Source organism: Streptomyces sp. NPDC055254 (genome assembly GCF_053606025.1).
Map to the genome: position 1 here is coordinate 176,789 of NZ_JBSGQV010000010.1, position 25,928 is coordinate 202,716.

General features: G+C 74.8%; 21 protein-coding genes and 1 pseudogene. 11 read left to right on the forward strand and 11 right to left on the reverse strand.

The genetic code is table 11. The features are described 5' to 3' along the window. The first annotated feature begins 221 nt into the window (after positions 1–221). Positions 222–1,385, forward strand: a complete 1,164-nt coding sequence (locus ACWFQ8_RS13630; protein WP_453786366.1) for a hypothetical protein — start codon at positions 222–224, stop codon at positions 1,383–1,385. Positions 1,386–3,906: 2,521 nt separating this feature from the next. After that, on the forward strand, positions 3,907–5,388 hold the full coding sequence (locus ACWFQ8_RS13635; RefSeq protein WP_453786367.1) for an alpha/beta hydrolase family protein: 1,482 nt from the start codon (positions 3,907–3,909) through the stop codon (positions 5,386–5,388). A 1,013-nt stretch (positions 5,389–6,401) separates the two neighbouring features. Here the strand turns inward: ACWFQ8_RS13635 and ACWFQ8_RS13640 are convergent. The 3 genes from ACWFQ8_RS13640 to ACWFQ8_RS13650 are packed head-to-tail and all read right to left on the reverse strand — an operon-like array spanning position 6,402 to position 8,079. Beyond that, a complete protein-coding gene (locus ACWFQ8_RS13640) occupies positions 6,402–7,133 on the reverse strand; it encodes an RraA family protein (protein ID WP_453786368.1) in 732 nt (243 codons plus the stop codon). Between the two features lie 14 nt (positions 7,134–7,147). Then, on the reverse strand, positions 7,148–7,459 hold the full coding sequence (locus ACWFQ8_RS13645; protein ID WP_453786369.1) for an AzlD domain-containing protein: 312 nt from the start codon (positions 7,457–7,459) through the stop codon (positions 7,148–7,150). Then, positions 7,456–8,079, reverse strand: coding sequence for an AzlC family ABC transporter permease (locus tag ACWFQ8_RS13650; protein WP_453786370.1), 624 nt, complete (start codon positions 8,077–8,079; stop codon positions 7,456–7,458). The genes ACWFQ8_RS13645 and ACWFQ8_RS13650 overlap by 4 nt, the downstream gene beginning before the upstream one ends. Before the next feature lie 148 nt (positions 8,080–8,227). On the opposite strand from ACWFQ8_RS13650, the gene ACWFQ8_RS13655 reads away from it, so the two are divergent. Then, positions 8,228–8,800 (forward strand): CGNR zinc finger domain-containing protein, encoded by a 573-nt coding sequence (locus ACWFQ8_RS13655; protein ID WP_453786371.1) that lies wholly within the window; start codon positions 8,228–8,230, stop codon positions 8,798–8,800. 722 nt (positions 8,801–9,522) lie between these two features. Here the strand turns inward: ACWFQ8_RS13655 and ACWFQ8_RS13660 are convergent. Further along, a complete protein-coding gene (locus tag ACWFQ8_RS13660) occupies positions 9,523–10,194 on the reverse strand; it encodes a ScbR family autoregulator-binding transcription factor (protein ID WP_453786372.1) in 672 nt (223 codons plus the stop codon). 544 nt (positions 10,195–10,738) lie between these two features. On the opposite strand from ACWFQ8_RS13660, the pseudogene ACWFQ8_RS13665 reads away from it, so the two are divergent. Both ACWFQ8_RS13665 and ACWFQ8_RS13670 read left to right on the forward strand, forming a co-directional pair. Continuing rightward, positions 10,739–11,532: pseudogene (locus ACWFQ8_RS13665) on the forward strand (epoxide hydrolase family protein); the annotation flags it as partial. A 65-nt stretch (positions 11,533–11,597) separates the two neighbouring features. After that, positions 11,598–12,011 carry a mycothiol transferase gene (locus tag ACWFQ8_RS13670; RefSeq protein ID WP_453786373.1) on the forward strand — a complete coding sequence of 138 codons (414 nt, stop codon included), beginning with the start codon at positions 11,598–11,600 and terminating at the stop codon, positions 12,009–12,011. A 23-nt stretch (positions 12,012–12,034) separates the two neighbouring features. Here ACWFQ8_RS13670 and ACWFQ8_RS13675 read toward each other — a convergent pair whose 3' ends face one another. The 4 genes from ACWFQ8_RS13675 to ACWFQ8_RS13690 all read right to left on the reverse strand — a co-directional run bounded on the left by ACWFQ8_RS13675 (position 12,035) and on the right by ACWFQ8_RS13690 (position 15,333). Then, complete coding sequence (locus tag ACWFQ8_RS13675) at positions 12,035–12,580, reverse strand: flavoprotein (RefSeq protein ID WP_453786374.1); 546 nt, start codon at positions 12,578–12,580, stop codon at positions 12,035–12,037. A 350-nt stretch (positions 12,581–12,930) separates the two neighbouring features. After that, positions 12,931–13,146: a DUF4287 domain-containing protein gene (locus ACWFQ8_RS13680; protein WP_453786375.1), complete on the reverse strand. Its 216-nt coding sequence runs from the start codon at positions 13,144–13,146 to the stop codon at positions 12,931–12,933. A 1,165-nt stretch (positions 13,147–14,311) separates the two neighbouring features. Beyond that, positions 14,312–14,785 carry a GNAT family N-acetyltransferase gene (locus ACWFQ8_RS13685; RefSeq protein WP_453786376.1) on the reverse strand — a complete coding sequence of 158 codons (474 nt, stop codon included), beginning with the start codon at positions 14,783–14,785 and terminating at the stop codon, positions 14,312–14,314. Between the two features lie 47 nt (positions 14,786–14,832). Continuing rightward, positions 14,833–15,333, reverse strand: a complete 501-nt coding sequence (locus ACWFQ8_RS13690; RefSeq protein ID WP_453786377.1) for an anthrone oxygenase family protein — start codon at positions 15,331–15,333, stop codon at positions 14,833–14,835. Between the two features lie 300 nt (positions 15,334–15,633). Here ACWFQ8_RS13690 and ACWFQ8_RS13695 point away from each other — a divergent pair, with 300 nt between their 5' ends. Beyond that, positions 15,634–17,067 carry an AMP-binding protein gene (locus ACWFQ8_RS13695; protein ID WP_453786378.1) on the forward strand — a complete coding sequence of 478 codons (1,434 nt, stop codon included), beginning with the start codon at positions 15,634–15,636 and terminating at the stop codon, positions 17,065–17,067. A gap of 330 nt (positions 17,068–17,397) precedes the next feature. Beyond that, complete coding sequence (locus tag ACWFQ8_RS13700; protein ID WP_453786379.1) at positions 17,398–17,568, forward strand: hypothetical protein; 171 nt, start codon at positions 17,398–17,400, stop codon at positions 17,566–17,568. A 483-nt stretch (positions 17,569–18,051) separates the two neighbouring features. On the opposite strand, the gene ACWFQ8_RS13705 is transcribed toward ACWFQ8_RS13700, so the two are convergent. After that, positions 18,052–20,142: a SpoIIE family protein phosphatase gene (locus ACWFQ8_RS13705; protein WP_453786380.1), complete on the reverse strand. Its 2,091-nt coding sequence runs from the start codon at positions 20,140–20,142 to the stop codon at positions 18,052–18,054. Beyond that, a complete protein-coding gene (locus ACWFQ8_RS13710) occupies positions 20,135–20,347 on the reverse strand; it encodes a hypothetical protein (protein ID WP_453786381.1) in 213 nt (70 codons plus the stop codon). The genes ACWFQ8_RS13705 and ACWFQ8_RS13710 overlap by 8 nt, the downstream gene beginning before the upstream one ends. 345 nt (positions 20,348–20,692) lie before the next feature. On the opposite strand from ACWFQ8_RS13710, the gene ACWFQ8_RS13715 reads away from it, so the two are divergent. From ACWFQ8_RS13715 to ACWFQ8_RS13730, 4 genes are all read left to right on the forward strand, one after another. After that, positions 20,693–22,036, forward strand: a complete 1,344-nt coding sequence (locus ACWFQ8_RS13715; protein WP_453786407.1) for a radical SAM protein — start codon at positions 20,693–20,695, stop codon at positions 22,034–22,036. Positions 22,037–22,202: 166 nt separating this feature from the next. Next, positions 22,203–22,715 carry a hypothetical protein gene (locus ACWFQ8_RS13720; protein ID WP_453786382.1) on the forward strand — a complete coding sequence of 171 codons (513 nt, stop codon included), beginning with the start codon at positions 22,203–22,205 and terminating at the stop codon, positions 22,713–22,715. Between the two features lie 121 nt (positions 22,716–22,836). After that, positions 22,837–23,379: a winged helix-turn-helix transcriptional regulator gene (locus ACWFQ8_RS13725; protein WP_453786383.1), complete on the forward strand. Its 543-nt coding sequence runs from the start codon at positions 22,837–22,839 to the stop codon at positions 23,377–23,379. After that, positions 23,376–24,314 carry a 2-dehydropantoate 2-reductase gene (locus ACWFQ8_RS13730; RefSeq protein ID WP_453786384.1) on the forward strand — a complete coding sequence of 313 codons (939 nt, stop codon included), beginning with the start codon at positions 23,376–23,378 and terminating at the stop codon, positions 24,312–24,314. Before ACWFQ8_RS13725 ends, ACWFQ8_RS13730 begins: the two co-directional genes overlap by 4 nt. 21 nt (positions 24,315–24,335) lie before the next feature. Here the strand turns inward: ACWFQ8_RS13730 and ACWFQ8_RS13735 are convergent, their stop codons facing one another. Continuing rightward, positions 24,336–25,835 carry a hypothetical protein gene (locus ACWFQ8_RS13735; protein ID WP_453786385.1) on the reverse strand — a complete coding sequence of 500 codons (1,500 nt, stop codon included), beginning with the start codon at positions 25,833–25,835 and terminating at the stop codon, positions 24,336–24,338. Positions 25,836–25,928: the final 93 nt, after the last annotated feature.

Here is a 25,928-nt window from a genome sequence, read left to right on the forward strand (position 1 = left end):
GAAGACGATCAAGGTTCGTAAGAACAGCAACTACCTGGGCACCCTTCTGGGCTGAGCCGGGCAGCAGTCGGGACTGGTTTCGAGTGCCGGGGGGGGAGGTGTGGGCCGTGAAGAAGACGATCAAGGTTCGTAAGAACAGCAACTACCTGGGCACCCTTCTGGGCTGAGCCGGGTTGTGGGTGATGGACTGTCACCCCGCGTTCCGCCCGTAGGGAATTGGGGTGGGCGTCAAGGAGTCCGAATGCGAGGCGGGTCGAGATGGTAGCTCGACCCGCCTCGCTGAGACACCGCACATCGATCTGGGAGTGTCCACGGTGATTATCGTTCGTCCTGAGGCCTATCGCCAGTACGGGAGCGGCCGTAACCATTTTGTTCTCGTGTTGGAAAACAAGTTCGCCGCTTCCTTCCGGATCGAGTCGTCTTCCCGTTATGGGGAGGGTGTGGTGGTGGTGGCGGGTGTGGGTGAGTCGTTGACTGAGGTGTTGCGTTCGCGGGTGCCGGCGGGCAGTGATGTGCTGGTGGTCGCGGCGGATGAGGGTTTGTGGGGTGCGCCGGCGGTGGAGGTGGGTCCTTCGCGGACGGTCGCGGTGGTGCGGGTGGGGTCGGGGGCGTTGGCGCTGGATCAGGCGCGGGCGGTGGTGGAGTCTTTGGAGAAGGCGGATCCGTCGGTGATCGCGGGCGCGGGGCGTTCGCTGGTGGAGGCGTTGGGTTCCGACGGGCGGGCGTTGGTGTTGGAGGATCCGTTGACGTCGTCGGTGGCGAAGTTGGCGTTCCCGGGGCCGCGGTGGTCGTTTTCGGAGCCGGGTGTGTTCTCGCCGGGTGCGGTGCGCTCGGTGTCGGCGGGTCGTGAGCGGCTGGCGGCGGACTCGGTGGGCACGGTGGTGTCGGGGCAGATCGCGGTGAAGGGCTGGCCGTTGGTGACGGCGCGGTCGGCGGGTGCGGGGCGCTGCCAGGAGTTGTTCGAGCGGTTGTCGCCGTTGTCGCATTACCCGTTGGTGTTGACCGTCGAGGACGGTGTGGTGCGGGATTTGAAGGCGGCGGAGGCGGGTTCGGCGCAGGCGGCGGACGCGTTGCGGGAGTTGTTCGCTTCGGATGCGGGGCACGGGCGGGTGTTCGGTGTGGAGTTCGGGTTGAACCGGGCCGCTCCGCGGTTGCCGTTCAATTGCGAGTCGAACGCGGCCAGTACGGGCAAGGCGGCGGTGTCGGTGCATCTGGTGTTGGGTTCGTTGCCGTTGACGGAGTTCCAGATCGTGTTGGAGTGCGCGACCAGTACGCTTTCGTGGGCGGACGGGGGTGCGCCGTTGGCGGGGGCGGGTACGGCGGTGGAGGAGCGTCCGCGGCGTCGGATGAACCGGGTGACCGCGGCCAGTTGCGGCTGCCACTGACATGTCCCCACCCGGCCCCGGCGGCCCGGCCCGCTCCGGGGCGGCCGGTTTCGGGGCGGCCGGTCTCGGGGCGGCCCGGCCAGGGGCGGCCCGGCCAGGGGCGGCCCGGTCCGGGGCGGCCTCGTTCGCGAGGCGGAACGTTTCGGCCGGATCGGTTCGGGGTGGGTGGTTTCGGGCGGGCCCGTTTGGGGTTGGTTCGTTTCGGGGTGGCCGGTTTCGGGCGGCTTGTTCGGGGTGTTCGGTCCGGTCGGCTCCGGGTGTCGTTTTCCCTGGGCGTCTGTGTGGCCGGTGAGGTGGTGGTGCGCGGGTCCGTGACACCCTGGTCAGTCGTTCGCGGTTGCGCCGATCCTGGTGCTCTACCGGTTGCCGTAGGTGTTCCCGCGCGGGTGGCGGCTGGTGCCGTGTGCTCCTCCGGGCAGGCACACCCAACCGGTTCCGGCCCCGGCCCCCGTAGCGGCTCTGGCCCCGGTCCCGGCCCCGGTTCTGGCCCCGGTTCCGGCTCTGGCCCCGGCCCCCGTAGCGGCCCGCGTCCCGGTTCCGGCTCTGGCCCCGGCCCCCGTAGCGGCCCCGGACCCGGTTCTGGCCCGCGTCCCGACCCCGGTGCCGACCCCGGTCCCGGTTCCGGCCCGCGTCCCGGTTCCGGCTCTGGCCCCGGCCCCCGTAGCGACCCCGGACCCGGTTCCGGCCCGCGTCCCGACCCCGGTGCCGACCCCGGTCCCGGTTCTGGCCCTCGTCCCGGTTCCGGCTCCGGTGCCCGCTCCGGTCCCGGTTTCGGCCTCCGTCCCGGTCCCGGTTTCGGTCCCGGTTTCGGTCCCGTGCAGGCGTCCGTTTCTGAGTCGGTTTCCGTGCGGGCGTCCGGGGCAGGACCCGTGCTCGGATCATGGCCCGTGCTGAGGCCCGTGTCGGGGCCCGTGTTCAGGTTCGTGTCGGGGTTTGTGTCCGGCCTTTGGTCTGTCCTTGGGCAAGGGTCCGGGGGCGGGACAGTGTTCGTGCAGGCGTTTGTGTCCGTGCCCGTGCCTGTTTCCGTTTTCGGAACAGGACGTGTGCGCGGCTTCGCGTCGGGACCCGGACTCGGACTCGGGGGCGTGTGGGTGTCCGGGCCGGTGTCCGTGTTTCTGTCACCGTCGGGGTTGGTGCCCGGGCGGGCGTGTGCGTCCGAGTCGTTGCCCGTGCCGGAGTTCGGCTCGGGGGCCGTGGTGGGGCCCGGGCCCGCATCAGGACGTGCGTCGCGAGCGGGAAGCGGCCCCGTGCGAGCGTCCGGGACAGGGCTCGTACCCGGACTCGCGTCCGAGCCTGAGCTGTCCGGGCCGGGGCCCGGGCTCGGACCCGTGTCCGGAGCGGTAGCCGCCGCGCTGCTGTGCGGGCCGGTGCTGGTGTCCCTGTCCGTGCCGGGGTCGGCGCCCGGACCGCTGTCCGTGTCCGTGCCCGGCCCCGTGTCCGTGTCCGGCCCCGTGTCCGTGTACGGGCCAGGACCCGTAGTCGTGCCGACGTCCGGACCTGGGCCTGTGCTCGTGTCCCTGTCCGTTGCGAAGTCCGCGTCCGTGCACCGGCCACCGCCGGGGCCAGGACCCGTACCGGGGCCAGGATCCGTGCTGGGATCCGTAGTCGTGCCGGCGTCCGGGCTTGGGCCGGTGCTCGTGTCCCTGTGCGGTCCGAAGTCCGTGTCGGGACCACTGCCCGTCCCAGTGTCCGGGCCCGTATGCGGACCGGGACTCGTGCTCGGACCGGCGCCCGGACCCGTCCTTGTGCCGGTGTTCGGGCCGGGGCAGGTCGGCGGCCGTCCCCGTATCCGGGCCGTCCCCGTATCCGGGCCGTCCCCGTGCCCGTGCCCGTACCCGTGCCCGGGCCGTCCCCGTGCCCGTCCCCGTCCCCGTGCCCGGGCCCGGGGTTGGAGCGCGCGCCGGGGCTCGGGGTTGGAGCGCGCGCCCGGGCTCGGGGTTGGAGCGTGTGCCGGGGCCGGGTGGGGTCCGGGTGCGTGTCCGGGTTCGGGGTTTCGTCCGGGGTGGGGGCGGGGTGTGGTTGTGGGGGTGGTTCGGGTGGCGGGGTGAGGGGTGGGTGGTCCTGGGGGTGGAGGTGGGGGTGGGGTTCGGGGTTCGGGTGTTGGTGGTTGTCCCTGGTTGCGGTGGGTTTCTCGTCCGGTTGTCGGTGTTGGTGTTGGTGTTGGTGTCGGTGTTGGTTTCGGTGTGGTGGAGGGGTGGTGTTCGGGGTGTCCGGGTCGGTTTCTGATGCGGGTGGTGTTCGGGTGTCGGAGGGTGTGGGCGGGGGTGGGGTGCCGTTGTGGGAGCGGCGGTTTCGGGCGGCGCGTTTCACGTTGCCGGCGTGGGCGAAGAGCGCGCCGGAGCGGTGTGTGTTCGTGGGGGACGCATCGGGGCGGGCGCAGGTGTACTGCTGGGATCGTGGGGCTGGCACGGTGCGTCAGGTCACCGATGGGGCGTCGGGGGTGGCGCATTGCGCGATCGAGGCGTCGGGTGAGGCGGTGTGGTGGTTCGCTGATACCGGGGGGGACGAGCTCGGTCAGTGGATGCGTCAGCCGTTCGGGGGCGGCCCGGACACGCCGGCGATCGTGGGGGCGAAGCCGTACTGGCAGGCGGGGCTGGCGATCGGGGTGCGCGGACACGCTCTGGTGGGGCGTTCGGGGGAGGAGGGAACGACGGTGTCGCTGGTGGGTCCGGACGGGCGGGCCCGCGTGTTGTACGGGCACCAGGAGCCGGCGTACGCGGTGGATCTCTCGCGTGATCTGACGCTGGCGGTGATCGCGCACAGTGAGCGCGGTGATCTCTTCGATCCGGGGCTGCGGGTGGTGTCGGTGGCCGACGGGTCGCCGGTGGTGGATCTGGAGGGCGAGGCGGTGGGTTTCTCGCCGGTGCCGGGTGACAACCGGTTGCTGGTGCTGGAGGGGCGCGGCGACGGGTGGGAGCCGGCGATCTACGACGTGGCGTCCGGGGTGTGGGAGCGCTACGAGTTGGGGCTGGCGGGGGAGACGGTGGTGGAGTGGGCGCAGGACGGGGCGTCGCTGCTGGTGGTCCATGACCATCGGGCGCGTTCGCGGATGTACCGGTTCACGCCGGCTTCGCGTGAGTTGGTGGAGTTGGAGGTGGCGCCGGGGACGGTGGAGCACGCGCGGACACGGCCCGGGGGCGGGGTGTGGATGCTGTGGTCGGACTCGGCGCACCCGCCGGTGTTCACGGCGCTGGGCGAGGAGGACCCGGGGTTCCCGGCGGGTGGGGCGGCGCCGCGGGCGGGGCGCTCGCGGCAGGTGTGGGTGCAGGGGCCGGGCGGGCCGGTCCACGCGCTGCTCAGTGTGCCGGCGGTGGGGGAGGGCCCGTACCCGACGGTGTTCTTGCTGCACGGGGGTCCCGACGACCACGACCGTGACGGTTTCGATCCGCAGGTCGCGGCGTGGACGGACGAGGGCTTCGCGGTGGTGCGGGTCAACTACCGCGGTTCGACCGGGTACGGGCGGGCGTGGACGGCGGCGTTGCGGGAGCGGGTGGGGCACACGGAGCTGGAGGACGTGGACGCGGTACGGCGGTGGGTGATCGAGGAGAAGGTCGCCGATCCGCGGCGGCTGGTGGTGGCGGGCTCGTCCTGGGGCGGGTATCTGGCGCTGCTGGCGGTGGGGACACGGCCAAAGGATTGGGCGTTGGCGCTGGCGGGGGCGCCGGTCGCGGACTGCGCGGCGGCGCACGAGGGGGTGATGGAGGACATCAAGGCGCTGGATCGGAGCCTGTTCGGCGGCTCGCCCGCGGAGGTTCCCGAGCGGTACCGGGACGCGTCGCCGTCGACGTACGTGGACCGGGTACGGGTGCCGGTGTTCATCAGCGCGGGTGTCAACGACGCGCGTTGCCCGATCGGGCAGGCCCGCGCGTACGCGCGGCGGCTGGGGGAGCGGGGGGTGGTGGTGGAGTTCCACGAACACGACTTCGGGCACAGCATGACGGGGGTGGAGGAACGGGTGGAGGTCTTCCGCCGGCAGGTCGCCTTCACCCGCGCCCACCTGTGACAACCGGCCGGTGACCCCGGCGGGCGGCGGGGCCCGCCGGTTCCCGGGGCGGCGGGGCGGCGGGGTTCCGGATCGGCGGGCCGGCGGTTCTTCGGCCCTCGGGCCAAGCGGGCCGGCCGGTTCCCCGGGCCCGGGCCGGCGGGGTTGCCGGGCCCGGGCCCGCGGGGTTGCCGGGTTCCCGGCATCGGGCGGAGGGGCTGCTGTTTCCCGGCCCCCGGGCCGGCGGTTCCCGGCTCCCGGCCAACCAGGGCGGGGGGCTGGAGGTTCTTCGGCCCCCGGCCAACCAGGGCGGCCGGGCTGCCGGGCCCGGGCCCGCGGGGTTGCCGGGTTCCGGCCGCGGGCGGGGGGGGGGCTGCTGTTTTCCGGTCCCCGGGCCGGCGCCCGGCCCCCGGGCCAAGCGGGTCGGCGGGGTTGCCGGGTTTCCGGTCGTGGGTGGAGGGGTTGCTGTTTTCCGGCCCCCGGGTCGGCTGGCGATTTTCCGGGCCCGAGCCCGGCCGAGGCGTAGGGCTGCCGGGCCTTCGATCCGGGCCTTCGGGCGGGCCGGGTCCGGGGTGGGGCCGAGTTTCCCCCCGGCTGTCCCGTTCGGCTGTCCACGTTCGTCTGGTACACCGATTGGCGGCACCCGGGGGCCGCCGGTCGATCCCGTCCGGACGGGGCCGACCGTACGCCGTATCCCCCGCGGCCCGTACACCCTGTGCCCGTGCGGCAGCGCCCGCGCGCGCCCCACCGCAGGACCCGCGACCCGTACCCCGCAGGACCCGTACCCGCAGGGCCCGCGCCCGTGCCCCGCAGGACCCGTACCCGCAGGGCCCGCGCCCGTGCCCCGCAGGACCCGTACCCGCAGGGCCCGCGCCCGTGCCCCGCAGGACCCGCGCCCCGCAGGGCCCGCGCCACCACCGCGGCCCGCGCCCGTGCCCCGCAGGACCCGTGCCCCGCAGGGCTAGTGCCCCCACCGCGGCCCGCGCCCGCGCCCCGTACCCCCCGGCGCCCGTGCGGCGGGGCCTGTCCAGGGGTTATTCGAGTGCGCCGTTGATGCGGGTGAGGTGGGCGCGGAAGGTGTAGGCGGGGTCGGTGCGGCGTTGTTCCTGGTAGTCGTGCCAGCGCAGTTGTTCGCGGAGGCTGATGCCGCCGAGGGCTTGGTTGGCCTGGTGCTGTTCGGCCTTAACGATGGTGCGGGCCGCGTCGAGGATGTCGTGGTGGGCGGCGGCGGGGATGATGACGAGGCCGTCGGAGTCCGCGACGGCGATGTCGCCGTCGGTGGCCTTGAACGCCTCCCCGCCACCCCCCGCCCCACCCGCGCCCGTACCATCCGTGCGCGTGCCCGTGTCCGTTTCGGTGGGTGCGGGGCGGGGGGTGGGCGAGGCCGGGCAGGGGCCGAGGCTGAAGACGGGCAGGCCGATGACGGCGAGGTCGTCGCTGTCGCGGTGGCAGCCCCAGACCAGGATCCCGGCGATCTTGGCGAGGCGGGCCTCGATGGCGACGAGGTCACCCACGCACGCCTCGTCGGTACGGCCCTGGTTGTCGATCAGCAGGACGTCACCGGGCGCGGCGGCGTCGAGGGCCTCCAGGATGGAGGCGACGCCGTGGGTGTGGGGCACGGTCCGCACCGGCCCCGACAACCGCATCCCGGGCGCGGCCGGCCGCAGCGGCAGCGGAGGCAGGGCCAGGGTGTGGCCCAGGCGCAGGCCCGCGTCCCACAGGGCGGCGGTCGGCCATACCCGGCCGGTGGTGTGGTTCCCGGTCATGGGAGTGTCCCTTCTCATCCGGCGGCCAGCCGGGTCAACGCGGTGGCCAGCGCGCCCAGGAATACCACGAGGAGCGTGGGCCACTTGCGCCAGACACCGAACGCGCCGACGGCCAGCCCCACCGCGCGGGCATCGACCGCAAGCCCCTGCCCGTCGCCGAACATCTGCGTGGCGATCAACGCGGCCAGCAGGGTGGGAGCCATCAACGCGACGACACTGCGCATCCGGTCGGGCAGCTCCTGCCCGCCCAGCAGCACCGGCCCGGCCGCTTTGAGCCCCATCGAGACGGCACCCACCAGCAGGACCGCCAGCCATACCCCGCTCATCGCTTCCTCAGCCCCAGCAGACAGGCGGCGGTCGCCGCGATCAACGGAACACCCGGCGACGCGAACGGCATCAGCGACAGCGCGATCGCCACGCCCAGGATCGCGCAGACCAGCGAACGCCGGTCACTGATCTGCCCCTTGAGGAGCGCCAGGAACAACACCGGCGACACCACGTCCAGCCCGAACCGCAACGGATCGCCCAGGTACTGGGCACCCAGCACCCCCACGGCCGTCCCGCCCACCCACGCGCAGTAGACCAGCACCCCCGCGCCCAGCAGCCGGCCGCGGGAATAGCGCCCCTCACCCAGATGGCCCACCGCCCACGACTCGTCGACGACCAGCTGCGCGGAGGCGAACCGTTTCAGCACACCCCCCGTCATCACCGGCGCCACACTGATCCCGATCGGCAGGTAACGGGAGTTCAGCAGCACCGCCGCCACGATCGCCGCCGCGATCCCGCCACCGGTCCCCAGCACGGAGGCGGCCGCGAACTGCGCGGACCCCGCGAACGTCGTGAGCGACATCGCGATCGGCGCCACGATTCCCATGCCCGCGGCGCGCGCCACCACCCCGAAGGACACCGCGAACCCGAACACCGCGACAGCCAGCGGGACCGCCATGCGAAGTCCGAGCAGCCACTCCTGACGGAATCCCGGTGGCGGGGAATATCCTTCAGTCGCGGGGACGGGAGCGGGTAATGCCTCTTGGGAATCCATTGGCCCTCCACCTCGGAACGGGAAGCGAGACCAATAATACGGAGCCATGGTGATGTTTGCTAGTTACCTCGAAGATCCAGTGGCATGGGCCGAAGATTTGGTCAATACCTATAACATCGTGCGCGAAACGGAAAAAATGCCGGACGTGGCCGCCCTCGCGGACCTCCTCGTCACCCACGGCATCCGCCTCGAAACCGTGCCCACCACCCGCGACCTCGAACGCGCCCGCGCCCTGCGCCCCGCCCTGCGGGAGGTCTTCGCCGCCGGGGACGAGACCACCGCCGTCACCCTCCTCAACCAGATCCTCGCCGGTCACCGCAGCCTGCCGCACTACACCCGCCACGACGCAGGACCCTGGCACCTGCACGTCGCCGACCCCGCATCCCCACCCGTGGACCAGTACGCGGTCAACGCCGCCATGGGCCTGCTCGCCGTCGTCACCGCCACCGGAACCAGCCGCCTGCACATCTGCGTCGGACACCGCTGCGCCGAAGTATTCGTCGACGTCTCCCGCAATCAGTCCCGCCGCTTTTGCAGCCCGCAAATCTGCGGAAACCGCGCCAGCGCGGCCGCCCACCGGGCCCGCCGGAAAACAGGAAACCGTACCGAAGAAAACACTGGCTGAAAACAGTGGCCGAAACCCCCGACCCCCGCCCCACCCCGCGCCCCGTTCCGGTCGAACACCGACACCCCAACCGGCGCGCGGCCAGAACCCGTTGCGGCGCACGTACGCGGGCGAACGGAAGTACGGCTACGAGCACGCGAGCGCACGTACGCGCACCGGTGCGCGGACGCAGGCAGGCGCGACGCGCAGGCAGGTACGAGCGCGAAGGCGCACACGGGTACGGAGACGAGCACCGGTACGGGTACGGAGACGAGCACCGGTACGGGTACGGAGACGAGCACCGGTACGGGTACGGGGACGAGCACCGGTACGCATACGGGGACGAGCACGGGTACGGGGGCGCGGGCACGTGCGGGCGCGGATGCGGGCGCGGGCAGGTGCGGGCGCGGATGCGGATGCGGATGCGGGTGTGGGGCGGGCCGCCCCCGCCCGGCCCCGCCCCCCGTGCGCCCCGCCGGGGCGGCCTCGGCGCCGGGATCCGCCCCTTGGCGCCAACCCCCTTGCGCAAGCGGGGGGTTCGCCCGCCGGCGCCCCCGCCCGCCCGCGAGGACGCCCGTCGCGCTGCGCGCGGCGGGTGCCGGAGCCGGGGTCCGGTCGAGGTCGGGTCGGGGTCGGGTCGGGGTCCGGGGTCGTGGAGGTGGTGACAGGGCGGTCTCGCCCACGCCGTGGCGAGCACCCCCGTGGTTCGCCACGGCGTGTGCGAGACCGCCCTGGGCCCGCCGTCAGCCGGTGGCCAGGACCCCGGCGCCGTCCGCGTCCGCGACGGCCGCCCGCAGGGCGGGGGAGCCGGCCACCTCGAAGCGGTGGACGCGGTCGGCGGGCACGATGCCCGGCAGCAGGAAGGTCCACAGGTCGCTGATACGGGTGTGCAGGTCCGCGCGGCCACTGCGCACGTGCGAGGTGACCTGGACACCGGTGAACGCACCGACGAGGAACACCGACAGGTCGTGCACGTCCAGCGAGCCCAGCACGTCCCCGTCGCGTTGGGCCGGGACCAGACAGCCCCGGCAGGTGTCGATCCAGGCGTTGTACGGGGCCGGGTCGGGGTCGGTGAAGGAACCGAACTCCACGACCAGGCGGATACCCGCGCGGATCCGCACGTTCTCGCGCAGGCCGTGGGCCATCTGGTGGGAGAGGTCGATGACGGTCTGCAGACCGGGGTCCTCGACGGCCGGAAGGCCCTCGGAGATACGGAACTGCTCGTCCATCAGGGTCCGGGCGAGGGCTTCCTTGGACGGGAAGTGGAAGTACAGGGCGCCCTTGGTGACCCCGGCGTTGCGCACGACGTCACTCAGACTCGTGCCCTCGAAACCGGCCCGGTCGAAAGCGGCCGCGGCCCCGTCGAGGATCGCCTGCCGGGTGACCTCGGCCCGTTCCTGCCTGACCCTCGCCACGCGCGCCCCCCGGTCGGTCAAAGCCCCCGGCAGTACGCGCGGAGCCCGGCAAAGCCGCCCCGGCGGCGGCCCGTTACGGGGGCCAATCTAGCCCGGCCCCGATGAAAGAAACCAGTCGCCCAGTACTTTTAAGCAACCGCAGCACCCCCTATGACCGCATGATCCCCTTTCCTCTCCCGCACCCGCACCCGGACCCCAACACCACCCCCGGCCCCCGGCAGCCGACCCGTCCCCGGCCCTACGCCCCCGTCCCCGGCAGCCGACCCGTCCCCGGCCCTACGCCCCCGTCCCCGGCCCTACGCCCCCGCCCCCGGCCTCGGCGGCCCGAGCCCGGCCCCCGGCAGCCCGAACCCGCCTCGCCCGAGCCCGCCCCGCCCCGGCCCCGCCTCCCGGCCACCGACCGCCCCGGCCCCGCCTCCCGGCCCTCGGTCGACCCGCCGCCCCGCCGACGCTCCCGCCCTGTCCCCGCCTCCCGAGCCCGGTCCGCGGCCGACCCGCCGCCCCGTCCCCGGCCGCCCCGGCCCGACCTGGCGTCGTGAGGGCCATGGGTGACGATCCGGGCGGGGAAGTGACGCGGTTTCGGCTCGACGTGGCGCAGGCGGACCTCGACGACCTCGCCGAGCGGCTGCGCCGCACCCGCCGGCCCGACGAACTGCCCGGCGCGGGACGGGCGTACGGGATGCCCCTGGCCCGGGTAGGGGAGTTGACCCGCTACTGGCGCGAGGAGTACGACTGGAACGCCGCCCAGGCACGGCTGAACCAGTGGCCGCAGTACACCACCGTCATCGACGGCACCCGGGTGCACTTCGCGCACCTGCGCTCACCCGAACCGCACACCGCACCCCTGCTGATGACCCACGGCCGGCCCGGCTCGTTCGTGGAGTTCCAGCACGTCGCCGGCCCCCTGACCGACCCCGCGCGCACGGCGGCGACCCCGCCGACGCCTTCCACCTGGTCCTGCCCAGCATCCCCGGCTTCACCCTGTCGGGCCCCACCACCGAAAAGGGCTGGGAGTTCACCCGCGTCGCCCGCGCCTTCGCCCCCCTCATGGAACGCCTCCACTACCCCTCCTACGGCGTCCAGGGCGGCGACTGGGGAGCGGCCGTCTCCCGCGAACTGGGCCTGCGCCACCCCGCCCGGGTCATTGGCGTCCACCTCAACCTGCTGCCCGGCGCCGGCGCCACCACCGAACCCACCCTCGCCGAACCGGCCGCCCTCACCCCCGCCGAACGCGCCCGCATCCCCGCCTCCCACGCCCGCCACCGCCACTTCACCCGCGAACGCCACGGTGACGAGGACCACCCCGGGAACGGCGACCGGCGCACGCGCCCCGCCACGACCGGCGACGAGTACGAGATGCTCACCGGCGTCCTGCGACCCCGGCGCGACACCCTGATGACGAAATGCGCGGGCCTGAACCCCGAACAACCGCGCCGCCCGGCCGTCCCCCGTCCTCACTGACCCTCCTGGGACTCCTGCGCCACCTCACCGAGGTCGAACGCGGCCGGTTGCGCACCGCCTCGCACGGCCAGGACGCCCGCGGCCACCACCCGCGGGACGAGGCCGGCCGGCGCAGCGAGTTCGACGTCCAGGACGCCGACCCCGCCCACGCCCCGGCCCTGTGGGAGGACGCCCGCGCCCGCTCCCGCTCCCGCGCCGCCGTCGAAGCCGCCGGCTCCCTGGACACCCGCGGCCGCCCCACCGACCACGCGTACTCCCCGCGCCACATCCTGACCCACATGATCGAGGAGCACGCCCGCCACAACGGCCCCGCCGACCTGCTCCGCGAGGCCATCGACGCCACCACCGGCGAATAACCCGCCCGAGGAGGGCAGCGGGTTCAGGACCGGGCGGCGGCCGCGCGGTCCACCGCGTCCAGCGCGGCCTGCCACAAAAAACGCGCCGGCGCGTCCGCTCCCGCCGGTCCGGGAACGAACCCGCCCTCACCCCACAGCAGTTCCACCCCCGCCCCCCGCAGCACCGACAAGGACTGCTCGAACTGCGGATGCGCGGCGAGCGCGGCGTTCACGCACGGCATCGCCACCACCGGCGTGCCCCGGCCCAACGCCTCCGCCGCGACCCCCGCGGTGAACCGCCCCGTCAGACCCAGCGCCCAGGAGTTCACCGAGTTGAACGTGAGCGGAGCGAACAACAGGGCGTCCGCGTCCGGCCACACATCGGGCTCCCCGGGCAACTTGTACTGCCAGCGCACCGGCCGACCGGTCAGCGCGGCCAACCCGTCGAGGCTCTCGGCCACCCACCGCGCCGCCGTCGGCGTCAGCCCCAGGCACACGTCCCACCCCCGTGACTGGGCGTCCTCGATCACATGGGCCACATCGAAAACGGGCTCCGCGGCGGAGCAGAACAGGTACAGATTCCTCGTCATACGCCCATGTGATCATATTCCTCGCCCCCCACCACCCCCGCCCCGGAACGACCCGCGCGAAACCCCGCGCCACGGGCCAACACCCCGCGACCGGCCCCCGGTACGGGGACAGGGCCGCCGTGCGCCCGGTACGCGCCGGGGCGGAACCCCACCGCACGGCACCCGACCCTCACCGCCCGGGCCGGGCCGGGGCCGTAGGAGCCGCAAGCCCCGGGGCCGCGCGCGGACCGGCGCGCGCGGGCCCCCACACGTGCCCGCCGCACCGGGGCCGTGAGCTCGCGCGCCGGGTCGCGCCGCGGCCGGTACGCGGACACGCGCCCCGACACCTGTCGCCACCCGGGGCCGGGGGCTCAGCGTGCGGCGAAGTCCTGCGCGCGGGTGTGGGCGACCAGGGCGTTGGCGTGGCCGTGGCCCAGTGCGTGTTGCGACTTGAGCCAGCCGACCAGTTCCATGTGCCCGCTCAGCGGCGAGGAGCGGATGAGGTCCTGCCAGTGGGCGATCGGGTGGCCGTACCTCTTCTCGATGGAGGGGAAGTAGCCGGCGGGGCCCTTCACGGCTGCGCTCATGTCCTGGTGTTCCCATCTGTATCGCGGCCGGCCGGCCGGCGGTGGGGCGCGTGCTGTCACGAGGACGGACCGCGCACGCCCGGAAAACTCATCGGCCCGGCGGCAAGAATTCTCGACGAGGCCGGAACGGTCCGCGCGGGCGCGGGGGATGCCGCCGGGCGGCAGGCACAAGGATCCGGCCCCCCGCGGGAAGCCACCGGCGCGCCACGGTCGGGACGCCGGCGCCCACAACCCCGACCACCGGCACCGCACGACGAACCGCGGACCCCGGCCGCCGCCCCCGCCCCGGCCGGCCGTACGGGCACACCGCCCGCCCGCCCGCCCGGGCCCGGGCCCGGAGCCGAGGCCCGGGACCCCACGGTGGACCGGAACCCCAAGGGCGGAACCGCCCGGGCCGGGGTCGGGGGCCCGTCCGGGCCGCACCACCGGCCCGGACCGGTGGTGATACGGGCACACCGGCCGCCCGGACCCGGCCCGGACCGGGGGCAGGGATCCGAGGCCGGGGCCAAGGCCGGGGCCAAGGCCGGGGACTGCGGCCCATGGTCGGGGCGGGGCGGCTTGGATCGGGGGTCGGGGGCCGTCCGGGGCCGCAGCGGCGGTGCGGGCCGGTGGTGATGCGGGCACACCGGCCGCCTCCGCCCGCCCGGACCCCGACCAGGACCGAGGACGGGACCGAGGAGTCGGGCCGGGGACCGGAGGGCAAGGAGCGGGCGGCCGAAGCCGGGCCTGGGGGGCCTGGGACCGGGGGCCGCCCCGACCCCGACCCGGACCGGGGAACCGGGGGTGCCGGGCGCTGGAGGACCAGGCGCCCGAAACCCGAGGCCTGGGACCGAGGCCGGGGCGGGCTGCGGCCCCGGGGCTCGGCTCGGCCTGAGTCTGGGGGCCGTGCGGGGACTGCTGCCGCGGCGTGGCGGGATCATCGCCCGGTTCGGGCGGTCGGCCGGGGCTCGCGCGGGCCGGGCGACCGAAGCAGGGGGAACCGAAAGGGCCGGGCCGGGTCCGCAGCCCGAGGGCCGGCGGCCGAGGGCCAGGGCGGGACCGCGGCCCGGGCGGGGACCCCGCGTCACGCCCCCGCCGGCACAGCCGTCCGTCAGGGCAGGGGCGCGGGCGGGACCGCGGCCCGGGTGGGGAACCCGCGTCACGCCCTCGGCGGCGCGGCCGTCCGTCAGGGCAGGGGCAGTACGCCCACCGTCTGGCCGCCGCTGCTCTCACCGGTCAGGCGGAACCCCAACCCCAGGTAGAACGGCTGGGGGCCGTCCTCGCCCGGATGCCAGGTCACGTACGCGCGGTCCGCGCCCCGGCGGCGGATCTCCTCGGCGACCGCCCCGACCGCGAACCGGCCGTAACCCTTGCCCTGGTGACCCGCGCCGATGTTCAGCCGCCAGATCCCCGAACGCCGCTCCCGCGCATCCCGCTCCGGGTCCCAGACGATGTCCATGAAAGCCATCACGAACCCGACGACCTCCCCACCGTCGACCACCGCCCGCGGCCACGCGGCCTCCCCGTGGACGTAGGCCTCCGCCAGCGACTTCACGACGGGGGAGACGAGGTGCTCCTGGAAGGGATGGACCCGCACCGCGCACACCGCGTCGAAGTTGTCCGCGGTGACCGGCGCCAGATGGGGTGACGAGCTGAACATGCCCCCACCCTAGGCGGGCGGCGAACACGCTCCCCCCGGCGGGGGTTTCAACGGTTCGGGTGCAGGACCAGCGCCCAGGCGAGCAGACCCAGCGCCACCGCGCACAGCACCGCCCGCCACACGTTCGCACGCACCCACGGCCCCTCGAAGGCGGAACGGACCGCCGCCGGATCGGCGACCGGCTCCGCGGCCCCGGCCCGCTCCAACGCGTTGTTCAGCGGGATGTTCACCCGCCCGGTGACGGCCATCACCGCGACGTAGCACACCAGCGCCCCCACCAGCGGACCCAGCGGACCGCGCCGGCCGTCCCCCAGGTGCAACCCCACCGCAAGCGCCGTGAACAGCAGCGCCCCCAGGTAGCCGACCAGGAACCAGCCGTTGAGGATCGCCACGTTGATCCGCCGCATCACCTCGATGACCGCAAGGTCCCCGGCGCGCGCCAACCCCGGCATCACCGACACCGCGAAAGCGTAGAAGAGCCCGCTCATCAGACCCATGGTGACCGTCGCGGCGACCATCGACGCCAACCGTGCCGTTTCCACCCGCATTTCCCCCCGCCCGAACCCACCTGCGAAACCGTGCCGCGCGAACCCGTACCCGTGCAGCGCCGTGCCGTGCCCGTGCGAACCCGTGCCCGTGCCCTGCCGTACGGACCCGTGCCGTGCGATGGCGTAACCGCCCCGTTGCGCTGCCGCGCCCCGGTTCCGCCGCATCATAGGGGCATCCGCCCGGCGCCGGACGAACCACCGCCCCCCGGAACCCGCCGCCGTGCCGTGCCGGTGCGGGCCGGTCGGCTCCCCGTAGGCTGACGGCGTCCACCCGCCGTCACCCCCACGGGAGTTGCCGTCATGCTGAGCGCCCTCACCGGTGTCCACGGGGACCGCGCCGACGCCCTCACCGTCGCCGGCCGCCGCGCCTCCTACGAGGAACTCCTCGGCGCGGCCCGCCAGGTGGCCGCCGACATCGCCGGCGCCCCCGCCTTCGCCGTGACCGCCACGGCCTCCCTGGAGACCGTCGCGGCGGTGGTCGGCGCCCTGCTGGCCGGCGTGCCCTGCGTACCGCTGCCCCCCGACGCCGGCCCCGCCGAACGCGATCACATCCTGCGCGACTCGGGGGCCGCGATCCTGCCCGTCGACTTCGCCCGCCGCTCCTCCCGCGATCCCGGCCCGGCCCCCGACCCCGCCGACCCCGCACTGATCCTCTACACCTCCGGAACCACCGGCGCCCCCAAGGGCGTGGTCCTGAGCACCGCCGCCCTCACCGCCGACCTGGACGCCCTCGCCCAGGCCTGGCAGTGGAACGCCCAGGACACCCTGGTCCACGGACTGCCCCTGTTCCACGTCCACGGCCTGGTCCTGGGCGTCCTGGGCGCCCTGCGCACCGGCAGCCGCCTCGTCCACACCGGCCGCCCCACCCCGCGCGCCTACGCCGAAGCCGAGGGCAGCCTGTACTTCGGGGTACCCACCGTGTGGTCGCGCATCGCGGCCGAACCGGCCCTGGCCGGCGCCCTGTCCACCGCCCGCCTCCTGGTATCGGGCAGCGCGGCCCTGCCCGCACCCGTCTTCCGCGACCTGGAACGCCTCAGCGGCCACCGCGTCGTCGAACGCTACGGGATGACCGAGACCCTGATCACCGTCAGCGGCCGCGCGGGCGGCGAGGTCCGCCCCCAAACCGTCGGCACCCCCCTGCCCGGAATCCGCACCCGCCTGGCGGCCGAGCCCGGCGCGGAGATCGGGGAACTCCAACTCACCGGCCCCACCCTGTTCTCCGGCTACCTGGGCCGCCCCGACGCCACGGCCGCCGCCTACACCGAGGACGGCTGGTTCCGTACCGGGGACATCGCCGCCGTCGAGGCGGACGGCGTCCACCGGATCGTGGGCCGGGCCTCCACCGACCTGATCAAGTCCGGCGGTTACCGCATCGGCGCCGGCGAGGTCGAGAACGCGCTGCTGGACCACCCCCGGGTGAGCGAGGCCGCCGTGGTCGGCGTCCCCGACACCGACCTCGGCCAGAAGATCGTGGCCTTCGTCGTCGCCGACGGGGTCTCGGGAGCCGAACTCACCGAGTTCGTCGCCGCCCACCTCTCGGCGCACAAACGCCCCCGCGAGGTCCGCTTCGTCACCGCCGTGCCCCGCAACGCGATGGGCAAACCGCAAAAGCACCTCCTACTCACCGACCGGCCCACCGACCGCCCCACCGACCGCCCCACCGACCGCCCCGGCGACCGGCCCGGCGACCGGCCCGGCGACCGGCCCGGCGGCGGGCCCCGCAACCCGGCCTGAGGGCCGGCCGGCCGCGCCGCCACCGACCGGGCACCCGAGCGGTCTCGGGTACGCCGCCCCTCCACCGCACCGCGCCCTCCACCGCAACCGCCGGCACCGGTGCGGCACTCCGGCACCGGTGCGGCGGCGCGGCGCAGGCCCCCGCCCGGAGGGCTTCGAAACCCCGGCGGCCACCCGCGCGAGGTGCGACGCGCCGTAACGGATCGTCACCACGCGAAGAAAAAGGAGGGCGCTGCGGTGGTGTACTGGCGGGTATGGGGGCCCGGGGCGCCCGGATTTGATAGATCTGGAGAGTCCGGGTGAACGCCACTGAGAGAACGGACCTCCACCATGTTTGATCTCGTCAGGTCCGAGACCGTCGTCTGTACCTTCTGCAAGGCCACTCCCGCCGATGGGACCGTGCGGACCCTGTGCGCTGAGCAGGGCCGTTTGTCGGTCACCTGGCACACCGCCACCTGCCCGCACTACGCCGCCGACCTGATCCTCGCCGCGGACGACTAGCGCTGTGGCCGGAAAAGTGTGCCGGGTTGCGGCGTCCGGTGCGGTGCATCGCACGGCGGAGGGCCGCAGCTCGTACGGCACGTACGTGCGCGGTCCGACGATCTGAGGGGTCCCCCCGGGCGAAGTCCGGGGGATGAGGTGCCGTGCCGGGCGTCGCGACCCGGTGGACCGTGCCGGTCACAGCACTGGTGACCCCGCCCGACGGGGCGCGGCGCACGGACCGGTCCGCCGGGGCCGAGCCCGCCCCGGCGCAAAGCCGGGGGAGCGGGGCCCGCGGCCGGACCTTCGGACACCGGCCCGCCGCGACCACGGCCCACCGCAGCCGGCCGCCCCCGCAGCCGCCCCTGCCGCGAACCCGCCCACCCCCGGAGCCCCGCTTCCGCCCGAGACACCGGGGCTCCGCCCGCACCGCGCCCGGCCCCGGCCCGGCCGCGCCCGGCCGGCCCCGCGTCAACGCCCCCGCCCCCCCGCCGGTGCCCGCGGCTACCGGCTCGGGGGGCGGCCGCCGCCCGAGCCCACCCGGGCCACCAGCAGCGCGATGTCGTCGTCGGCCGACGCCGGTACCAGATGCGTGATCAACGAGTCGCACAAGTGGTCCAGCGGCTGCTGCGGCTCACCCAGCAGCGCCGTCAGCTCCGCCAGACGCTCATCGATGTCCCGGCTGCGCGCCTCGATCAGCCCGTCGGTGTACAGCACCAGCACACTCCCCGGCACCAGCGTGAACTCCGTCGTGGTGAACGTGATCCCACCCACCCCCAGCGGCACCCCCGGTGGCGTCGTGACCAGCCGCACGCTCCCGTCCGGCGCCGCCACCGCCGGCGGCGGATGCCCGGCCCGCGTCACCGAACACCGCCCCGTCACCGGATCACACACCACGTACAAGAACGTCGCCAGCATCGGCTCCGCCAGATCGGCGAGCGTCGCCTCCAGCTGACGCAGCAGCGCCGCCGGCGGCATGTCCAAACGCGCCAGCGCCCGCACCGTCGCCGACAGCCGCCCCATCACCGCGGCCGCCGCGATGCCGTGCCCCATCACGTCCCCGATCAGCAGCGCGGCCCGCCCGCCCGTCAGGGCCAGCACGTCGTACCAGTCGCCCCCCACCTCGTTGACGTCACTGGCCGGCAGGTAGCGGTGCGCGATCTCGATCCCGGCCGGCGGCGTGATGTGCTGGGGGAGCATGCTGCGCTGCAGCACGACCGCCGTCTCGTGCTCGTGGTGGTACAACCGCGCGTTGTCGATGCTGATCGCCGCCCGGGCCGCCAACTCGCCGGCCAACGTCACGTCCTCCGACCCGAACGGTCCCACCGCACGGGTCCGGAAGAACGTCGCGACGCCCAGCACCACGTCCCGGGCCACCAGCGGGATCATCATGAACGAGTGCACGCCCGTCGACACCAGCTGGGCGGGCTTGGGGGAGTGCCGGGCGGCCGCCGCCACGGCCTGCTCGTCCAACCGCGCGATCAGGTACGGCTGCCGGGACGCCAGCGCCTGCGTGTACGGGGCGGCGGCGGGGAAGGACAGGGTCCGCCCGAGCGGCGCCAGCACACGGGTGACGGCCGAACCGGTCAGCGGCGCCTTCCCCAGCCGCCGCAGCCACACGCCCCCCGACAGCCCCGCCCCCGGCTCGTCCCCCCGCGCCAGACCGTCCAGGACATCGACCGTGACGGCGTCCGCCAAATGCGGCACGGCCAGATCCGCCAGCTCCTGCGCCGTGCGCTCCAGATCGAAACTGGCCCCGATGCGCGAGCTGGCCTCACTGAGCAGCGCCAGCCGGCGCCGGCCCGCCTCCGCGTCGGTGTGGTCGCGCTGCTGATCGGTGATGTCCAGGAGCGAGGCGATCACCCCGATCGGCCGGCCCCCGGGGTCCTCCACCCGCACGTACGAGCACGACCACACCCGGTCGTGCTCCGGATCCGCGGGCGTACGGCCCGTGCGGCGCCGGTCCAGGACCGGCTCACCGCTGTCCAGGACCCGCCGCATCGCCTCCTCCATCTCACCCGCGTTCACCTCCGGCAGCACCTCCGCCAGCCGCCGCCCCACGTGCGCGGACTCCGCAAGCCCGTTCATCGCCTCCAGCGCCGGATTGACCTGCAGGAACCGCAGCTGCGTATCGAGCACGCCGATCCCGACCGGCGAGCGGGCGAACAACCCGTCCCACACCGCCGAAGACCCCCGGATCCGCCGCGCCGCGTGCGCGTCCGCCGCGAACACCAGCACCGCCGAGGCCCCCCGACGCCGGTCGGGCACCGGACACGCCCAGATCTCCAGCTCCAGCGGATGCCCGTCCCGGTGCCAGGCGGTGACCGTCCCCATCACCCCCCGCCCGGTGGCGGCCGTCTCCCACAAGGACCGGCCCAAACTCCGGTCCGCCCCCGGATGCAGCAGATCGGAGATGTGCCGCCCCAGCACCTGCGGCGGGGCGTAGCCCAGCAGCTCCTGCGCCCCGTGGTTCCACCGCACGATCGTCCCCTCGCCGCTGGTGGCCACCAGCGCCACCGGCAGCGCGCCCAGCCATCCGCCGGCGTCCTGCGCGGCGCCGCTGACCAGCTCCTCCAGCGGCAGTCCCTCACCCATCGGGCACCCGCCCCCACGGACCGCGGCCCGCGCCCGCCGCGCCCGCGCCCGTACGGGGGCACGTACCGGCGCGGGTACGGGTACCGGTTGCGGGCGGCCCGGTCCACCGGCAGCGGCGCAGCCGCCCGGCGGGCGCCCGGCGGGCGCCCACCACGGTCAGCTCCCGCGGCCACACCGCCGCGGGCGGCACCTGGGCTTCCTCCACACCTCTCATCGTCGCCCGCCCCGGCCCGCCCCGCCCCCCGGCCCCGCCCCCGCCCCGTCCCCGCCTGGGCTGCCCTGCCCCGGGCCCGCCCCCGCCCTGCCCCGGGCCCGCCCCCGCCCTGCCCCACCCGGGCCTGCCCCACCCGGGCCTGCCCTGCCCGGGCCCGCCCCGCCCTGCCCCACTGGGCCTGCCCTGCCCCGCCCCGCCCTGCCCGGGCCCCCGCCCGCCACCGCCCCCGGCCCCGCCCTCGCCGGCCCGGGCCCCGGTGGCGGGCGCCCGAGGGCGCCGGGGAGCGGCGAGTTAGGCTGCTGAACGCCCCGACAGGAGCCAGGGATGGAGCAGCACATGGACAACGTCCGCCGTACCGCGCTGGTCGAGGACCTGATGGAGCGCTTCCCGCAGGTACCCAGGGAAGCGGTCGTCAAGGAAGACCTCCTGCGCGGCGGCATGGCCTTCGACGAGTCCGCGCTCAGCGGCACCGCCGACGGGGCCGGCACCGACGTCAAGCCGAAGTCGTACTTCATCTTCTCCTTCGACCACCGCACCCTGCCCGAGCTCGGCGCCGCCGCCCTGAACCGGCCCCCCGAGGAGATCGTCCTCACCGGCGGCCCCTACGACCTGCGCCGCACCGTGGTCTCGGTACGGGTCAACCCCGACTCCCCGTACGTCGTGCGCGGCGGCGAGGACGGCACGCTCGGCCTCTACCTGGACGGCGTACGGATCGCCGACGTCGGCCTGCCGCCGATGCCGGAGTACTACCGGCACACCCTGTCCAACGGGAAGTCGGTGATGGAGGTCGCCCCGACCATCCAGTGGGGCTACCTCATCTACCTGACGGTCTTCCGGGTCTGCCAGTACTTCGGCGCGAAGGAGGAGTGCCAGTTCTGCGACATCAACCACAACTGGCGCCAGCACAAGGCCGCCGGCCGCCCCTACACCGGCGTCAAGCCGGTCGAGGAGGTACTGGAGGCCCTGGAGATCATCGACCGCTACGACACCGCGGGCGCCTCCCGCGCCTACACCCTCACGGGCGGCTCGATCACCTCCCGCGTCGCCGGCCGCGACGAGGCCGACTTCTACGGCCACTACGCCAAGGCCATCGAGGAGCGCTTCCCCGGCCGCTGGACCGGCAAGGTCGTCGCCCAGGCCCTGCCCCGCGCCGACGTGCAGCGCTTCCACGACTACGGCATCCGCATCTACCACCCCAACTTCGAGGTGTGGGACCGGCGCCTGTTCCAGCTCCACTGCCCCGGCAAGGAACGCTACGTGGGCCGCGACGAGTGGCACCGCAGGATCCTGGACTCCGCCGAGGTGTTCGGCCCCCGCAACGTCATCCCCAACTTCGTGGCCGGCATCGAGATGGCCGAACCGTACGGCTTCACCGAGGTCGGCGAGGCCATCGACTCCACCACCGAGGGCCTGCGGTACTTCATGTCCCACGGCGTCGTGCCGCGCTTCACCACCTGGTGCCCGGAACCGACGACCCCGCTGGGCAAGGCCAACCCGCTGGGCGCGCCCCTGGAGTACCACATCCGCCTCCTGGAGGCCTACCGGGCGACCCTGGAGGAGTACGGCCTCAGCTCCCCGCCCGGCTACGGCCCGGCCGGCCCCGGCCGCGCGGTGTTCTCCGTCAGCTCGTTCATGGACAGCCTGGAAGGCCTGGAGGAACCCGCCCCGGCCACCGCCTGACCCCCGGCCACCGCCTGACCCCGGGCCGCCGCCTCGTCCCGTCCCGTCCCGCGTCCCGCCGGGCGGGGCGGTGGTGCACAATGCGAGCGGATGATCTTCGAAGTCCGTGCCGTACGCCGAGACCATCCGCCCCCCGCCCCGACCACCGAGCGAAGCGGACGAACCCGTGAACGACACCGCCGGCACCCCCGTCCCGGACACCCTCTTCGGCGAGATCACCGTCCGCCGCCAGGGCCAGGACCGGATCGACGTCCAGGGCGGGGCGATCCCGTCGGCGACCCTCAGGCGCGACGCCGCCTCCCCGCCGGACCCGGCCGTCGCCATCGGCACCCGCGACCCGGATAACCTCACCCTGCACATCGACGGCCACCGCGCCGACCTGCGCCCGGCCAAGGGCCGCCTGAGCAGGCGCTCCTACCGGGTGGAGGCGACGTACGACGGGGCGCGCTACCGTCTGGTCCCCGACTCCCTCACCACCAGCCGCCTCACCCGCGAGGGCGTCCACCTCGGCGACTTCTCCTGCGACGGCGACGAGCACCCCCGGGCCCGCTGGCAGGACGGCCGAGACGTCCGCCCGGCGGACGCCTCCATCGGCTACCTCCTGGCCTCCGCCTTCGGCACGGGCGCCCAGCCCCTGTGGATGATGCTCACCGACGCCGTGACCGACGCCCTGCCCTGACCCCCCCCGCCGAAGAGCGAACGCCCGCCCCGCACGCCGCCCCGCGCCCCGCCCCCCGCGCCCCGCGACCGGAACCCGAAAAAACAGTTCGGTCACCGAACCGGCTGGTTAGGGTGGGCCGGTGACCCTGCCCCGCGATTACCCGAGCCAGGCCTGCGCGCTCTCGCGCGCCATGGAAGTCGTCGGCGAGCGCTGGACCCTCCTGATCGTCCGCGACGCCTTCTTCGGCGTCCGCCGCTTCAAGGACTTCGCCGCCCACCTGGGTACTCCCCGCGCCGTCCTGACCGACCGCCTCGCCTCCCTCACCGCGGCCGGTGTGCTGTCCCGGGTGCCGGCGAGCGGCCCGCGCCCCCATTACGAACTCACCCCCCGGGGCATCGCGCTGTGGCCCGCCGTCCGCGCCCTGTCGGCCTGGGGCGAGGACCACCACCCCGCCCCCGGCGGGGTGCGGCGGATCTTCCGCCACGCCGCCGACGACGCCCCCGTCGCCCCCGACGGCCGCTGCACCGCCTGCGAGCGGCCCGTCGAGGCCGCCGACCTGCTGATCACCCCCGGCCCCGGCCTGCCGCCGCCCGCCGCCGACGACGACCCGGTCACCAGCGCCCTCCACCGACCGCACCGGCTCCTACGACCGCTGCACCTGACGAAAGGCACCCCCGCATGAGGATCCTGACCGTCGGAGCCGGCGCCGCCGGCGGATACTTCGGCGCCCGCCTGGCCCACACCGGAGCGGACCTCACCTTCCTGGTGCGCCCCGCCCGGGCCGCCGCCCTGCGCGAGCGGGGACTGCGGGTGCGCGGCATGGGGGAGGACCTGCACCTCACCCCCCGACTGGTCACCGCCGACACCCTGACCGGCGGCTACGACCTCATCCTGCTGTCGGTGAAGTCCACCGCCCTGGCGGCGGCCACCGCCGACCTGGCCCCCGCCGTCGGCCCCGGCACGGCGATCGTCCCGCTCCTCAACGGCCTGGCCCACCTGGACCACCTCACCGCCCGGTTCGGCGGCGAAGCCGTCCTGGGCGGAGTCGCCAAGGTGGTCACCACCTTGGACGAGCACGGCGACATCGTACGGATGGCCCCGCCGGCCGAACTCGCCCTCGGCGAACGCGACGGGCGGCCCTCCCCGCGGACCGAAGCGATCCGCGCCCGCCTGGCCGCGGCCGGCATCGACTCCCCGCCCGTACCCGACGTCATCGCCGCCATGTGGCACAAGTGGGTGTTCATCGCGAGCCTGGCCGCCGCGACCTGCCTCGCCCGCGGCGCCGTCGGCGAGTTCAACGCCGTCCCCGGCGGCCCGGCCCTGGGCCCGGCGGTCCTCGCCGAGGCCGCCGCCGTCTCGGCCGCCGCCGGACACCCCCTGCCCGACGCCGAACGCGCCGCGACCACCCGCGTCCTGACCACCCCCGGCTCCCCCCTGACCCCCTCGCTCTACCGCGACCTGAGCGCCGGAGCACCCACCGAGGTCGAACACGTCCTCGGCGACCTGACCGACCGCGCCCGCGCCCTGTCCGTCCCCACCCCGCTCCTGGACCTCGCCACCCTCCAACTCCGCGTCCACCAGCAGCGCACCACCCGCCCCCGCCCCGCCGCCGCGTGAACCGCCGCGGGCCCGCCGCCGTCACCGGCGGTGGATCCGCTCCACGCCGTACCACTTCGACACGCAGGCCGCGACCCAGTCCCGCTCGTAGCTCCCCGTGAAGAACGGCTCCGCCAGCGCGCCGATGTACAGGGGCCGGTAACCCACGTCCGCGACGCCGCGCGCCGCCTCGGCGCGGATACGGAAGTCCTGGGCGTCGAAGGCCACCGCACGGGTGACCGTCCGGGTGGTGAGCTGCTGCACGGCGGGGACGAGCACCGCCACCGAGGCCAGCGTCAGGCAGCCCACCACCACCGCCGCGCCCGCCACCGCCGCCCCGGCGGCGCGCCGGCCCGAGAGCCACCGCCCGCCCCACGCCCCCAGCAGCGCCCCGTACCCGCACAGCGCCAGCTCCATCGGTACGAGGAAACTCGTCCAGGTCCGGGCGTACGTCCACCCGCTCGGCCCGTAGCCGCTGCGCAGGCCCGCCACCACCGCGAACGAGCCCAGCACCACCACCGGCACCGGCAGCAGCAGCAGGGCCACCAGCGTCGCGCGCGGCACGGCCCGCCCGGCCCGCCCGGCCCGACCCCCGCCCACCGCACCCGGGCCCACCGCACCCGGGCCCACCGCACCCGGGCCCACCGCACTCGGGCACGCTGCGGCCCGGCCCGCCGCGCACGCCAGGCCCAGCAGGACACCGACCGCGGCGGCCGCGAGGTAGGCCCACTGGCCGGTGACGGAGTCCCACAGGTGCAGCCAGCCCTGGTAGGTGCCCTTGAGCTCGCCCGCGGAGAGCATGGACTCCTTGGCCGGCTGCTGCTCCCGGCGCCACCGCGCGCCGGGGGAGGTGGAGAGCACGACCAGGCCGCACAGCAGCCCCGCGCACCACAGCAGGCACCAGGTGAAGGGGCGCCAGTTCGCCGCCAGCCCCAGCCGGGGCAGACACACCAGCGCGACCAGGACGGCCAGCAACCCGCTGACGAGCGCGAACGGCTCGCTCAGGGTGCCCAGAGCGCAGCCGATCAAGAACGCGGCGGCGAAGCCGGTCCTGCGGACGGCGGGACGGGCCTCGCGGACGGTCGCCACCGCCCCCAGCAGCGCCCACAGGCCGATGACGCTCGGAAGGGTGTGGGAGATCGTGGCGGGCGCCCACAGCAGCACCTGGTAGCTGCGGGTGCCCGCGAAGTACAGCAGCGCCTGGAGGACCAGCGCGCACGCGGTCAGGACCAGCACCGGGGGCCGGCCGCCGAGGAAGTGGACGAGGTGACGCCCCAGCAGGATCAGCGCGGCGGTGAAGAACACCACGATGAGCGTCGGCAGGACCTTGGTCCCGACCGGGCCCTGCCCGTAGACGACACCGCTCAAGAAGGCGTTGGCGACCCTGCCGTTCTGGGTCAGGTAGAAGTCGGCGGTGATGCCGAAGACCCCCATGTCGCGGGCCTTCCACGCCGCGCACCAGTCGTCGGAGGTGGGCCGCAGGTACAGACCGAGGAAACACCCCACACCGATCAGGGCCCCGGCCGCCGCGACGAGCACCACCCCGGCCGCCGAAAGGAACCGCCCGGGCGACAAGCCGCGGCCGCGACCCCCAGCCCCAGCCCCCAAACCCGAACCCGATCCCGAACCCGCCCC

Bases quoted from the DNA above. Each gene is read 5' to 3' on its own strand.
- ACWFQ8_RS13650 (WP_453786370.1), bottom strand. From the start codon at position 8,079: ATGGCGGTCCCGCTGGCTGTCGCGGTGTTCGGGTTCGCGGTGTCCTTC.
- ACWFQ8_RS13715 (WP_453786407.1), top strand. From the start codon at position 20,693: ATGGACAACGTCCGCCGTACCGCGCTGGTCGAGGACCTGATGGAGCGC.
- ACWFQ8_RS13680 (WP_453786375.1), bottom strand. From the start codon at position 13,146: ATGAGCGCAGCCGTGAAGGGCCCCGCCGGCTACTTCCCCTCCATCGAG.
- ACWFQ8_RS13685 (WP_453786376.1), bottom strand. From the start codon at position 14,785: ATGTTCAGCTCGTCACCCCATCTGGCGCCGGTCACCGCGGACAACTTC.
- ACWFQ8_RS13645 (WP_453786369.1), bottom strand. From the start codon at position 7,459: ATGAGCGGGGTATGGCTGGCGGTCCTGCTGGTGGGTGCCGTCTCGATG.
- ACWFQ8_RS13640 (WP_453786368.1), bottom strand. From the start codon at position 7,133: ATGACCGGGAACCACACCACCGGCCGGGTATGGCCGACCGCCGCCCTG.
- ACWFQ8_RS13655 (WP_453786371.1), top strand. From the start codon at position 8,228: ATGTTTGCTAGTTACCTCGAAGATCCAGTGGCATGGGCCGAAGATTTG.
- ACWFQ8_RS13730 (WP_453786384.1), top strand. From the start codon at position 23,376: ATGAGGATCCTGACCGTCGGAGCCGGCGCCGCCGGCGGATACTTCGGC.
- ACWFQ8_RS13670 (WP_453786373.1), top strand. From the start codon at position 11,598: ATGCGCGGGCCTGAACCCCGAACAACCGCGCCGCCCGGCCGTCCCCCG.
- ACWFQ8_RS13705 (WP_453786380.1), bottom strand. From the start codon at position 20,142: ATGGGTGAGGGACTGCCGCTGGAGGAGCTGGTCAGCGGCGCCGCGCAG.
- ACWFQ8_RS13675 (WP_453786374.1), bottom strand. From the start codon at position 12,580: ATGACGAGGAATCTGTACCTGTTCTGCTCCGCCGCGGAGCCCGTTTTC.
- ACWFQ8_RS13635 (WP_453786367.1), top strand. From the start codon at position 3,907: ATGCGTCAGCCGTTCGGGGGCGGCCCGGACACGCCGGCGATCGTGGGG.
- ACWFQ8_RS13700 (WP_453786379.1), top strand. From the start codon at position 17,398: ATGTTTGATCTCGTCAGGTCCGAGACCGTCGTCTGTACCTTCTGCAAG.
- ACWFQ8_RS13695 (WP_453786378.1), top strand. From the start codon at position 15,634: ATGCTGAGCGCCCTCACCGGTGTCCACGGGGACCGCGCCGACGCCCTC.
- ACWFQ8_RS13690 (WP_453786377.1), bottom strand. From the start codon at position 15,333: ATGCGGGTGGAAACGGCACGGTTGGCGTCGATGGTCGCCGCGACGGTC.